This is a genomic window from Pontibacter sp. GD7 (assembly GCF_058216375.1).
In genome coordinates this window covers 325,068-337,490 of record NZ_JBYZMP010000006.1, presented here as the reverse complement: position 1 = coordinate 337,490, position 12,423 = coordinate 325,068, and the positions used below count along the sequence as shown (strand labels likewise).

Genomic DNA, 12,423 nt, shown 5'->3' with positions numbered 1-12,423 from the left:
AACAGGAAAGCGGTGCAGGAACACTCCCACGCCGCTTTACCGCATCCGATTGGCACTGGCCAACCTCTTCGACGAACTTAGCTATTACTCTAGGTTAAAAAGTTCGGGATGATTCATGTTTGGGGGAGGTCTTACATCGACAGTAACTCCTTTGCACTTTGATAGGCATTGGCACTTGGGTTGGCACCGGCTATCATATGTGCTATCTCGTTCACACGTTCTTCCTCGTTTAACTTCTTAATTCGGCTGATGGTGCGGTCCTCAGTATCATGCTTGTACACAAAATAATGGGCATTGCCCTGTGCGGCAATCTGTGGAAGGTGCGAGATAGCAATGATCTGGTGCTTCTGCGCCATCTGCTGCATCATCTTACCCACTTTCACGGCTACTTCTCCAGAAATACCCGTATCGATCTCGTCAAAAACAATAGTTGGTAACGCAGTTTTATCTGCCAGCATATACTTTACACTAAGCATCAACCTTGAGAACTCACCGCCTGAAGCAGCCTTTACCAAAGATTGCGGCTGTGCACCTTTATTGGCACTGAAAAGTATACTTATCTCGTCGGTACCCGTGGCAGACGGTGTGGTATCGGCGTGCTGAATTACAATGCGGGCATTCGGCATGCCAAGCTCTGCAAGCAAACTATAAAGCTCCTGCTCAAACTGGCCAAACGATGATTTACGGCGTTCTGAAAGTATAGCTGCTTTGGCCAAAACCTCTTTCTTAGCTGCTTCCATCGCTTTTTTAGTGCTGGCAATTGCAGAATCCAGGTTAAGTACACTGCCTACTTTGCCTTCCAGGTCGCGCTGTATTTCGATAAGTTCTGCATTTGTCTGTACCTGATGCTTGCGCTGCAAAGTATAGATCATGTTCAGGCGTTCCTGCACCTCTACGGTTCGCTCCGGGTCTGCCTCAGTTTTGCGCTCTGCATCCTCTAACTCACCGGCAATATCGTTCAACTCTATCATGCAGCTTTCGGTGCGGGTACGCAGCTCGTCATACTTTGGAGAGAAAGCTGCCAGTTGCCCGATCAGGTGTGCTGTGTCTTTTAAAGCCGACGTGATGTTAAACTCCGACTCCGTCAGGTACTGCACAGCCTGGGTTAGCTTTACTTTTATATCTTCAGCATTCTCCAGCTGCTTCAATTCATTTTCCAGTTCTTCCTGCTCGTTCTCCTGTAGGTTTGCCTCCTCCAGTTCGTTCAGCAGGAAAGTATGGTAGTCGAGTTCTTTTTGCGCCTGGGCTAACTGGTCTTCAAGTTTACGATAATCCGATTCCAGCTTTTTATACTTGCGGTAAGTGTCGTGGTAGTCTTTCAGGTAAGACAGGTTGCCAGCGTAAATATCTAAAGAGGTGTTACCGGCATACACGTCCAGGATGTTAAGCTGATAACTGGTGTCTCCTAACTGAAGCGTGTCATGCTGCGAGTGGATATCCATCAGGTTCTCCCCTATCTTTCGGATCACATCAAGCGTAACCGGAGTATCGTTTACAAAAGCACGCGACTTACCGCTTGGGCTAATCTCCCGGCGAAGTATACACTGATCATCATAGTCCAGGTCCTCAGCCGTAAAAATCTCCTTCAGGTTGTAAGACGAAATATCAAACACACCCTCAATCACACATTTCTGTTCCTGGTCGAAGAGCAGCTTGGAGTCGGCACGGTTACCCAATAGCAACCCGATGGCCCCCAGCATAATGGATTTACCAGCACCTGTTTCGCCTGTAATGATGTTCAGCACCGGAGAAGGGTTCATCTCCAGCTTCTCGATCAGGGCGTAGTTTTTTATTTTAAGATCTATCAGCATAAATGTAGACTCAAGACTATAGACATAAGATGTAAGACTTTTTGCCTATGCTAAAGTTCGGTATTTCTGTAAATATTTTTGATGTAGTGGAAGTATAGTTAAATCCGAATTTATATCGCCTACCCTTGTTGTATGTTCTCACCAACAAGCCGGGTAGCAGCCAAAGTATAAATTGTTGGTGATATCACCAACAATGGCTTGTTTTATAAACTATTAAATATTTTAATCAGAACTTTAACTGCCTGCCCTTGCTGCGTGTTTTCACCAGCAAGCCGTAAAGCTGTCAAAGTATAAGTTATCAATCAGGGAATCTGTTTTACTAATCTCACTAGCTTAACCTCCCTTCTACCAAGATCCCTTCTGGATGACAGAATGGGGAGATAAGATTAAGATGAGGCAACTAAAGTATACTTTAATAAGGTGCTTCAATATCGTAGATGATCTCCTCCACCTCTTCCAGAGTAAACTCATGTTTATGAAACCGGAAATCCTTAAGCTGCAAACCGCCTGCACTTGTATCTGACAATGAGCCTGCTAACACAGTTTTATTGCGCAGCACCACCTGCACCACAGGTTGCTGCAGCACTTCGGGTAAGCGTTTCTCTAGATCTTTTTGAAAGATACGGACCTGGCGTTTGCCCATAGTATAAAGTATAAAATCTGGCAGTGAGTTCTACGGCTGTGAAGTTACACCCTTTTAGCGGAATTCTAAAAATTTTAGCGTTTTAGCAAAACTTCGTATTTGCTGTTGTTGGTGGGGTCTGTTTGGGAAAGTAACGTATAGGCCTGTTGCTTTTGCGCAGGGGCTGCATTTTTAAACATGTTTACCAGTTCATCGGCCTTGGCATCGAAGAAAGAGCGCACCGCTGCTGAGTTTGGTTTTTGTTGCTGCAGACGCTGTACACTCTCCAGCACTGTCAACACAGACTGCCTAGCCTTCTCCGGGTTTTCAACCATAATGTCAAGGCCCTGGCGGTGCATGTTGTAAAGCCCTTCGCGGAACGGCAAAAACTGCGGGTCCTGCATGTTGTCTATCAGCCAGTAACGGTTGCGGTTGCTATCAAAAGCTTTCCAGCCCTGGTAACCTGCCCCCTGCGATGCGGCAAGGTTTAGTATACCCCGGGCCTTATCAAAAGCAGGGGCACCACCCAAACGGCCGAAGCTGTCATTATCCATACCGATGATCATGTAAGCATAAAATGCCAGCATGGAAGAAAGATTGGAAGTATAGCTGTTCTCAGCAAAATCGAGTGGCTGGGCGGTGTTGAACTGGAAAGTCCAGTCTTTATCAATGAATGAGAAAAGCGTGGACTCGTAGCCTGTGCCATAGGCCGGCCTCACCGATACCACCTGCACGTTGGCTTTAAATACGCCTATCTCAGGCATTTCCGTCAGGTTAATAAGCAAACGGCACTTTATTCTTTCTTCGGGGCGGTAAGCCTGGTCGATCCAGCGGCGGTTGTTCATAAACTCGAAAATGCGTGTCTGCATGTCCGTGAACAATTGCTTGTCGGTATACTGTACTTGTTCGCTGTTAACTACCACATCACACTGCAGCTCCTGGGCATTTACATTCCAGGCCGTCAGGCAAATTACCAGCAAAACAAGTATGTTCTTAACCATGTGTTCTTTCCCAGATCAGGTTTACTATATCCTGCGCTACTTCTGTTTTCTGCTTTAGCTCAAAGGCAGTAGTAGCGTCTTTTTCAATAATCGTTACTTTGTTTGTATCGTGCTTAAAGCCAGCCCCCGGATCGTTCAATGAGTTCAACACGATCATGTCCAGGTTCTTTTTCTGCAGCTTTTCGCGGGCGTTGGCGCTTTCGTTGTGCGTTTCCAGGGCAAAGCCTACCGAAAACTGGCCTTCTTTTTTCTCCTTGCCCAGTGCCGCTGCTATGTCAACGTTTTTAACCAGCTCAATCGTAAGTTCGTCGCCGCTTTTTTTGATTTTTTTATCGGCAACCACTTTTGGTCTGTAATCTGCCACTGCCGCGGCATACACTATAATATCAGCCTGAGGCGCAAACTGCTTAACGGCTTCATACATTTCGTTGGCAGTGGTTACTGGCGTTACCTTTATACTTTCGTGTGTAGCCTTCAGGTTTACAGGACCTGACACCAACTGCACTTTAGCGCCATGTGCCGCAAAGCATTCTGCTAAAGCGTAACCCATTTTACCGGTAGAGTGGTTCCCGATAAAACGCACAGGGTCAATCGGCTCGTGTGTTGGGCCTGCCGTTAATACTACTGTTTTGCCTTTAAACGATTTTTCGGTCACCTGCAAAGAAGTTTTCTAGCACTTGAACAATCTCTTTTGGCTCAGCCATACGCCCCTGCCCTACCAGTCCGCTAGCCAGTTCGCCATAACCAGCTTCTATGATACGGTTGCCATAGCCGCGCAGCTTCGTAAAATTTCCCTGAACCGATGGGTGCTGATACATATCCAGATCCATGGCCGGGGCCACAAACACAGGACAGCGTGCAGACAGGTAAGTGGCTGTAAGGAGGTTATCGCAAAACCCGTTAGCCATTTTGGCAACAGTGTTCGCACTTGCCGGCGCCACCACCATGACATCGGCCCAAAGGCCAAGGTCCACGTGGTTTGTCCATACGCCGGTGTCGTCTTTTACAAACTGCGTATATACCGGCCTTTTGGAGAGAGTGGCCAGGGTAAGAGGGGTAATAAACTCAGAAGCAGAAGTGGTCAGGATAACCTGCACTTCTGCTTCTGCTTTAACGAGTTGGCGTACGAGTATGGCTGCTTTGTAGGCAGCTATACTTCCGCAAACTCCCAGTATGATCTTTTTATGCCGGAGCATATTCCTGTATTACAGGGAAATCTCCTCTGAAGATTCCTCGTCTGGAGTACGCAAATATACTTTACCTTCCAGGAACTCTTCGATAGCCAGGCTGGTAGGCTTCGGAAGACGCTCATAGTATTTAGAGATCTCGATCTGCTCACGGTTCTCAAACACTTCCTCCAGGTTATCTACAGTTGTTGCAAACTCAGCCAATTTAGAGTTCAACTCCTCTTTAAGCTTAACTGCAATCTGATTTGCTCTTTTAGAAATCACAGCCACAGACATGTACACGTTGCCAGTCTCGTTTGCGAAGTCGGCCATGTTGCGGGTTACGATTGATGATGGAACTGATGCCATATATTTATCTTAAGAATTTGCTTGTGTTTTTTTTTGTTTGTTGATCTTATCCAGCTCTGCCAGTGTGTTCTCGTATACTTGCAGGGCATTACGGGTAAACTTGCTGTCAGGATACTGATCGATGAAGCTTTGGTAGTACTCCACAGCCTGCTGGTAACGTTCCTCCTGTTTGCTTGGCACGCTTTCCTGTGCGTAGCGGTACTGGGCGTCCAGTTTCAGGTAAGCGGCCTCCTCACTAAAAGGAGATGACGCATGCTCTTTCTGGAAATTATCGAAGGCCACTACAGCAGACTTCCAGTAGCGCAGCTGGTAGTATAAACGGGCATTATCGAAAGACTTCTTATCCAGTTTGGTAAGCAGCTCGTCTATCAACTCGTTTGCCTCCTTCGTGCGGTCACTTGTCGGGTAACGCACCAGAAACTCCTGCAGTGCCTCAATTGCCGTTACCGTTGTGGTCTGGTCCTGATCAAAGCTTGGAGACTGGTTATACAGCGAAAGCGCCTGGTTATACATCGCCTGCTCCGCTAAGGGGCTACGCGGGTATGTCTGGTAAAACGTTCTGAAATGGAAGTCAGCCAGCAGGTAATCCCCTAGCTCGTAGTACGTATCTGCCAGGTAAAACTTAGCCTGCTCTGCCTCTTCGCTACCAGTAAGCAACGGCGATACCTGCTCCAGTAGCTGGTTGGCGCGGTAGTAGTCCTCTTTCTGGTAATACTCCAGGGCAGCTTTGTATTTCTTATCAACGTCGTTGCTCTTCAATAGCTTCTGAAAATTGCTGCAGCCGGTAACAACCAGCAACAAGCCTGCTAAAACGACGGTATGTAAAAAGCCTCTCTTCATGAACGGGCAAAATTATAGAATATCTATGTGATTTACAAGATAGAAATACCAGACCGGCGCAATCCGGCTGCAAGCATACTTTTTTTACTTTTTACTGGCCACGCTTCACCGGCTTTTTAGTGCCTGGCTTGGCGGTGGTGCTTTTTTTAGGCTGAGTAGTGGTTTTGGGCTTGGCAGGAATCCGCGCCGCAAACACATCCTTTTTGGTTGGCCTCAGGCCAGACATCCAGTCAAATCCTTCCAGCCTTCTGTCTGCATCGTTTAACTCATGCGGAGGAATAAAGCTGGCATCAGGCTTCACCAAGAACGAGATTGTCTTCAGTTTATTATCCCCGAATTTCAACACCATGTTGCTGCAGATCGCCTTGTTCATGCCGGTAAGGGTACTATCTCCTTCCAGCGCAAAGTATAAGCTCTCACCGTTGCCATTAACATTAACCCTGCGCAGGTCGCCTTCCTGGAAATAAGCCACCATATTACGGCCTTTTACCTGGTTATAATTTTGAAGGGAATCCTCTGAGGCAATAAAAGCATTGCTGTACATGTACATCCTGTCGATGGTCTTGTTGCGCATCTGCACGTGTATGGTATCCGATACCAGCTGGCTGTTATCGCTCCACAGCACTGGTTTGCGGTTCAGGTGCATCACAGAGTCGGTGCGGTTGTAGCTCAGCGAGTCGGCTTTGCCCTGCAGGTCAGATTTAAAGATCTTAACATTGGGATAAGCGAAAACCATACTTTTCATTCTTCCGGCCTTGGCTTCCCTCGAGTACAGTGTATCTGCAGATAGGTACAGCGTATCTTTATCAAGTATAGATTCCATTACCGGGCTGCCGTATACTTTGGCCTCGCCTTTGTCGCGCCAGTAGCGGCCTACCTGCCCCCTGATCGTTACATCGTCTTTCAATGAGCGCAGTATCACGTTCTTCTCTGCAAAGCCATAGCCTTTCGCCTGGTCATAGTATAGCTTTTCGCCGCCTAGCCTGTATTCTTTTGTGAGGATGTAAGCGTTTCGGCCGAAATTAGAAACTTTCGTGATGGTGTTGTAAGTACCCTCCTCAGCATAAAGATCACCCTGCTCGCCCCGGATAAAGGTTGGCCCCTGGAAGTATACGATCTTGCTCAGGGTGTTGTAACGCATGTTCTGCGCCGTGATCTTATAATCCTTGGTAGTTACCTTTACATCCTGCTGAAAAGTATACATCTTGGAACGGGTATCATAAGAGCCCCGGCGGCTTTCCAGTCGGTTCTCCGGGTCCACGATCACACCACCCTCGGTATAGGTCGCCGTCTTTTCGTTCAGGTTGTAGTCCATGCTGGGTGTGGTAAGTGTCATGCGCGGGTCCTGCATCACCACATTACCTACCATCTTGGCTAACCTGGCATTGCCGTCATAGGTCGCCCTGTCGCTGCGCATGGTCACGGTATCCGCCTGCTGAATGCGTACATTACCAAACGCCTCCAGAAAATTGCGCTCTTTATACTCATACACAGAGTCGGCTTGCAGTATGGCATCGCGCTGCTTAAACTTCACGTTACCAATAAGCTTGTTTATCCGCTGCCCGTTAAAGATACCACCAACCAGCGAGTCAGCACCCTGAAGCTCTACCTTGCCGCCCTGTTGCTGTGGCTTGGGTTGTTGTTTAGGCAACTGCTGCGTCTGCTGCTTTACAGGCTGCTGGCGCTTTAGCTGCTCCTGTCCAAAAACTGCAACAGATAAAAGAGCAAAGACAAGAGAAAACAGTAATTTTGTGTAGTTCATTTATTTTAATGGATACAAGACACAAGACGTAAGACAAAAGACTTTTTACTATCATTTAAGGCAAGCACCTAGGTTTACATAGAAATCTTGTGTCCTGTGTTTTAAATCTTATGTCTTTTCTAATTTCAAAATTATAAAAAAATTACCAGCCGCTGCTTTATGCTACAGAAAGTTTCAGGTTTTATAGAATCGCAAAACCTTTGCCAGCCCGGCAATAAAATTTTAGCGGCCGTTAGTGGCGGCATTGACTCGGTGGTACTCTGCGAAGTACTGCACCAGCTAAAGTATGATTTTGCCATCGCACACTGCAACTTTGGCCTGCGCGCCGAAGACGCAGAAGCCGACCAGCTATTTGCCAAAAAGCTTGCCAAACAATACGATGTGCCGTTCTTTACCGAGAACTTTAATACCCTCGCTTTTGCTGAGCAGGAGAAGCTCTCGATACAGATGGCGGCACGCACATTGCGCTACCTATGGTTTGAGCAAGTGCGCCAGCAACAGGGCTACGACTATATTGCAACGGCACACCACAGTAACGATCTGGCCGAAACCATATTGCTGCACCTGACCAGAGGCACCGGCATCGCAGGACTTCACGGCATTCCGGCTAAAAACGGCCACATCATCAGGCCTATGCTCACCGTCACCAAAGACGACATCTATGAATATGTGACGGAGCGTAAACTGATCTGGCGCGAAGATGTGTCCAACGAAACCACCAAGTATCAGCGTAACAAAATCAGGCATGAGGTGATTCCGGTATTGAAGGAAATAAACCCAAGCCTGGAGGAAACCATGCAGCAAACCGCCGAGCGTGTGAGTCATGCCGAAAGTATAGTTGCCGCTTACATCGAGAACCTGCGCGAGCAAAGTATAAAAGAGGCCGAAAACGCCTGGTATGTGTCGCTGGTGCCGCTACAGAACGCCACTGGCCTGCCGGTAGTACTGCATGAGCTGCTACGTCCGTTTAACTTTAGCTACACCGTTGTGTTGGAGCTGGTAGAGGCATTGGAGGGTATTTCGGGTAAGCAATTTGATTCCCCAACGCATACGTTGGTAAAAGACCGTGACCAACTGGTGATAACGCCGCGCAACCTAAGCAGTTTCGGAAGTATACTTATAAACGACGGTGACACGGAGGTTGAGGCTGGCAATTTATACTTTAAGCTTAAGTATGTGGATGCCGACAAGTATAAACTGAATACCAAACCGCATGTGGCCGCACTTGATGCCGATCAATTAAAATTCCCGCTGAAGCTGCGCACCTGGCAGGAAGGAGATTGGTTTGTGCCATTAGGCATGAACGGCAAAAAGAAGATCAGCGATTTCCTGATCGACAAGAAAGTACCGGCCAACCTTAAACCCCAAACCTTAGTATTAGTATCCGACCAGTCCATTGCCTGGGTAGTAAACCAACGCCTGGACAACCGGTTTAAGGTAACAGACAAGACGGAAAGGGTGGTGGAGATTTCTGTTGGACACAAGATTTAAGACATAAGACACAGGACTTTCCCACTTATACTTAAGGAATAACACTAACTTATGCGGAGGATTAAAAGATAAGTTTTTCTTCAAAAAAATTAATAAGTCTTTAATCTTATGTCTTGTGTCTTTTGTCCGAAAACCAACGGTTTTCAAATAGATTTTCCTAATTTTACGGAAGTAACCGAATCTCAAACAAAATAAAGCATATCCGATAATGAAAGTAACTGTAGTTGGAGCTGGTAACGTGGGTGCTACATGCGCTGACGTTTTAGCTTACCGCGAAATCGCGAACGAAGTAGTTTTAGTGGATATTAAAGAAGGTTTTGCTGAGGGCAAAGCGCTTGATATCTGGCAAAAAGCCCCAATCAACCTGTACGACACGCGCACTGTTGGCGTAACAAACGATTACAGCAAGACAGCTGACTCTGATGTAGTTGTGATTACTTCTGGTTTGCCACGCAAGCCAGGCATGACCCGCGACGACCTTATTTCTACAAACGCGGGCATCGTTACTTCAGTAACTGAGAACATCGTTAAGCATTCTCCTAACGCCATCATCATTGTGGTTTCTAACCCACTTGATGTGATGACTTACGCTGCACACATTACTTCTAAGCTGCCTCGCACAAGAGTAATGGGTATGGCTGGTATCCTGGACACTGCACGTTACAGAGCTTTCCTTGCTGAGGCCCTGAATGTATCTCCTAAAGATATCCAGGCTGTATTGATGGGTGGCCACGGCGACACAATGGTTCCACTTCCGCGTTACACTACAGTTGGTGGTATCCCGGTAACAGAACTTATCGACGAGGATACACTGAACGCAATCGTAGAGCGCACAAAGAATGGCGGTGGCGAGCTTGTGAAACTAATGGGTACTTCTGCATGGTATGCACCAGGTTCAGCAGCTGCCCAGATGGTAGAGGCTATCGTTCGTGACCAGCGTCGTGTATTCCCGGTTTGTGTGAAACTGGAAGGCGAGTACGGCATCGACGGCGTATATTTAGGTGTACCAGTTATCCTTGGCAAAAACGGTATCGAAAGAATTATCGAGCTTGACCTGAACGAAGATGAGAAGCAGCTGCTTGAGACATCTCGTGGTCACGTGAAAGAAGTAATGGACGCGCTTGACAACATCAACGCTGCCAAAGCTTAATTTCTAAAGTATACTTATTGATTTAAAGCGGCGCTTCGGAAACGGGGCGCCGTTTTTTATTTGACCGGTGATTAAGGGGATTTTATTGATTTAAAAGATTATTGACCGCAGATTAATTGGCTTGAATGGATTTATAGGATTTATCTGCAGCACCGGGTCCAACCACCCCTAGCCCCTCAGAGCTGCGCTCGCAATCTTCGAACTCTCGTTCTCGATTGTCTAAGGAGGGGAATCTGCTATAACTTTAGTTAAAGTATAAGTTTCATTGCTGCGGCCAACCCTCGGACAGGTCGCGACCTGTCCCTACAAAATACATTCTAGTTACTTTAGAGATGACATTTGAAACAGTAAGTAAAAATTCCCCGCCTTAGACAAGGAGGGGCTAGGGGTGGTTGGATCCGGTGCTACCAAACAAAAAAGCCAACCTAAGCAGGACTGGCTAATGTTCTTTTAATGAGGTAGGTTCTTATCTACTCCTTCTGGCTTGCCTGGAAAAGCTTCTGCTTCTCTTCCTTTGACAAACTCTCGTAACCGGAGCTGGAGATTTTATCGAGAATAAGATCTATCTCTTTCTGGCTTGGCTTGCCGCCAGGCTGGCTGGTAGTTGGCTTTCGGCCATTAGAAAAAGTATTTGTGGTACGGTGCGTTACCTTTAATTTTGGCCTGCTCTTGAAAAGGTTGGCAAAGAAATCGGTAACGGCAAGTATAGGCCGGCCCATGTCGTTGCCGCGCTGCAGCTGCTTTACAAACAGCCAGCCAATAAAGGCTCCGCCCAGGTGGGCAATGTTACCGCCTGCATTGTCGCCTACGGCACCGGAAATAGAAAGCAGCACCAAAAAAGCAGCGATATACTTAATGCGAATTGGCCCGATCAGGATAAGGTTGAAAGTATAATTCGGGAGCAACGTAGCGGCAGCCACTACTATAGCCAGCACACTTGCCGAAGCACCTATCATAAACGAAACGGCAGCCCTATCGGCAAAGTATGGGATAAGGTTATAGCTTAGCATATACAAGGCGCCACCAGCAATGCCACCCAGAATATAAAGGCTTAAGAGTTTGCGCTCTCCCAGGTACTCCCTGATCAATTGACCAAACCAGTAAAGGTTAAGCAGGTTAAATATAATGTGCAGAAATCCCTCATGGGTAAAGGCGTAGCTAAGCAGCGTCCAGGGGCGCGTGATGAAAACCAAGGGCTCCGAATTAAGCGCGATGAATTTCATCAGCATATTGTAAACGCCGGCGCCTCCTGTCAGTACCAGAATCGTACGCGTAATAATCAGCACTACAAACACGATCACATTAATCAGGATGAGCTGCTTAAGTGTGTTGTTTGGCTGCTTAAAAGAGTGCTTTATATCTTCGAGAATACTCATTAGTCGTTAGTAGTTGTCCTGGTAATCGCTGCGTTGCCACATTTTTATAAGTATATACGCGAACAGCATGCCGCCAAGGTGCGCAAAGTGTGCTACGTTATCGCCGGGCATGCGGTTAAACCCGGCATACAACTCAAACGCACCATACATGAGCACAAAGTATTTTGCTTTTATAGGTATCGGCAAGAACAGCAGCATCAGTTCTAAATTCGGAAACAACAATCCAAAGGCCATCAATATACCGAATACGGCGCCGGAGGCACCCAGCATAGGCACGTTCAGCAACTCGTTGTATACTTCCTTAACGGCGCTTTTACTTTCCTCAATGTATAATTCGCTATCAGGGTTACGTCTGTATTCTACGACAAACTGCCGCTGGTACCTGCCCTCAAAATGATCCTCCAGAAAATTGTAGAACCCCATCGGTGTCGGATTCTCAATATAGGTAGCTGCGTCTTCGCGAACTTCCTTTAACTCGTATGCCCTTACTCCGGAATAAAGTAAACTGGCGCCAAGTCCTGTGATCAGGTAAAACGCCAGGAAGCGCTGCGGCCCCCAGAAACGCTCCAGCAATGGCCCGAAGATGAACAAGCTGAACATGTTGCTGAAAATATGTCCCCATGTTTGGGTGCTATGTAGAAACATGTGCGTAAACAGCTGTATAGGCTGAAAAAACTCAGAGCCAAAGTGGTACAAGGCAAACTGTCCTGTCGGGAACAGCCTGTCCTGAAGTATATAAATGACCACATTTATGATCAGGAGATTCCTGACCATGGGGGTGATATTGAACATGCGATTTTTTTATTTTGAAAGTATAGGTATAAGCAAGCTTAAT

The 12,423-nt window shown here is 47.0% G+C and carries 12 protein-coding genes; 2 read left to right on the top strand and 10 right to left on the bottom strand.

Annotation, left to right across the window (positions count from 1 at the left end; all coding sequences use genetic code 11):
* Window positions 1–131 precede the first annotated feature (131 nt).
* The 8 genes from recN to AC4BAP_RS12070 all read right to left on the bottom strand — a co-directional run bounded on the left by recN (window position 132) and on the right by AC4BAP_RS12070 (window position 7,571).
* The gene (gene recN, locus AC4BAP_RS12105) at window positions 132–1,811 is read right to left on the bottom strand and encodes a DNA repair protein RecN (protein WP_490582915.1); all 1,680 of its coding nucleotides are present in this window, start codon (window positions 1,809–1,811) and stop codon (window positions 132–134) included.
* A 412-nt stretch (window positions 1,812–2,223) separates the two neighbouring features.
* Window positions 2,224–2,454 carry a hypothetical protein gene (locus AC4BAP_RS12100; RefSeq protein ID WP_490582914.1) on the bottom strand — a complete coding sequence of 77 codons (231 nt, stop codon included), beginning with the start codon at window positions 2,452–2,454 and terminating at the stop codon, window positions 2,224–2,226.
* Window positions 2,455–2,528: 74 nt separating this feature from the next.
* Complete coding sequence (gene porD / locus AC4BAP_RS12095; protein WP_490582913.1) at window positions 2,529–3,434, bottom strand: type IX secretion system protein PorD; 906 nt, start codon at window positions 3,432–3,434, stop codon at window positions 2,529–2,531.
* A complete protein-coding gene (gene coaBC / locus AC4BAP_RS12090) occupies window positions 3,427–4,089 on the bottom strand; it encodes a bifunctional phosphopantothenoylcysteine decarboxylase/phosphopantothenate--cysteine ligase CoaBC (RefSeq protein ID WP_490582912.1) in 663 nt (220 codons plus the stop codon). Before coaBC ends, porD begins: the two co-directional genes overlap by 8 nt.
* Window positions 4,070–4,630, bottom strand: coding sequence for a flavoprotein (locus AC4BAP_RS12085; protein WP_490582911.1), 561 nt, complete (start codon window positions 4,628–4,630; stop codon window positions 4,070–4,072). Before AC4BAP_RS12085 ends, coaBC begins: the two co-directional genes overlap by 20 nt.
* Before the next feature lie 9 nt (window positions 4,631–4,639).
* Window positions 4,640–4,969 (bottom strand): DNA-directed RNA polymerase subunit omega, encoded by a 330-nt coding sequence (locus AC4BAP_RS12080; protein ID WP_490582910.1) that lies wholly within the window; start codon window positions 4,967–4,969, stop codon window positions 4,640–4,642.
* Window positions 4,970–4,978: 9 nt separating this feature from the next.
* Window positions 4,979–5,809 (bottom strand): outer membrane protein assembly factor BamD, encoded by an 831-nt coding sequence (locus AC4BAP_RS12075; RefSeq protein ID WP_490582909.1) that lies wholly within the window; start codon window positions 5,807–5,809, stop codon window positions 4,979–4,981.
* A 91-nt stretch (window positions 5,810–5,900) separates the two neighbouring features.
* A complete protein-coding gene (locus AC4BAP_RS12070; RefSeq protein ID WP_490582908.1) occupies window positions 5,901–7,571 on the bottom strand; it encodes an OstA-like protein in 1,671 nt (556 codons plus the stop codon).
* Window positions 7,572–7,730: 159 nt separating this feature from the next.
* Between AC4BAP_RS12070 and tilS the strand changes: the two genes are divergently transcribed.
* Window positions 7,731–9,062, top strand: a complete 1,332-nt coding sequence (tilS, locus tag AC4BAP_RS12065; protein ID WP_490582907.1) for a tRNA lysidine(34) synthetase TilS — start codon at window positions 7,731–7,733, stop codon at window positions 9,060–9,062.
* A gap of 208 nt (window positions 9,063–9,270) precedes the next feature.
* Window positions 9,271–10,212 carry a malate dehydrogenase gene (gene mdh, locus AC4BAP_RS12060; RefSeq protein ID WP_490582906.1) on the top strand — a complete coding sequence of 314 codons (942 nt, stop codon included), beginning with the start codon at window positions 9,271–9,273 and terminating at the stop codon, window positions 10,210–10,212.
* A 470-nt stretch (window positions 10,213–10,682) separates the two neighbouring features.
* On the opposite strand, the gene AC4BAP_RS12055 is transcribed toward mdh, so the two are convergent.
* Both AC4BAP_RS12055 and AC4BAP_RS12050 read right to left on the bottom strand, forming a co-directional pair.
* Window positions 10,683–11,588, bottom strand: coding sequence for a rhomboid family intramembrane serine protease (locus AC4BAP_RS12055; RefSeq protein WP_490582905.1), 906 nt, complete (start codon window positions 11,586–11,588; stop codon window positions 10,683–10,685).
* A gap of 6 nt (window positions 11,589–11,594) precedes the next feature.
* Window positions 11,595–12,380: a rhomboid family intramembrane serine protease gene (locus AC4BAP_RS12050; RefSeq protein ID WP_490582904.1), complete on the bottom strand. Its 786-nt coding sequence runs from the start codon at window positions 12,378–12,380 to the stop codon at window positions 11,595–11,597.
* Window positions 12,381–12,423 lie beyond the last annotated feature (43 nt).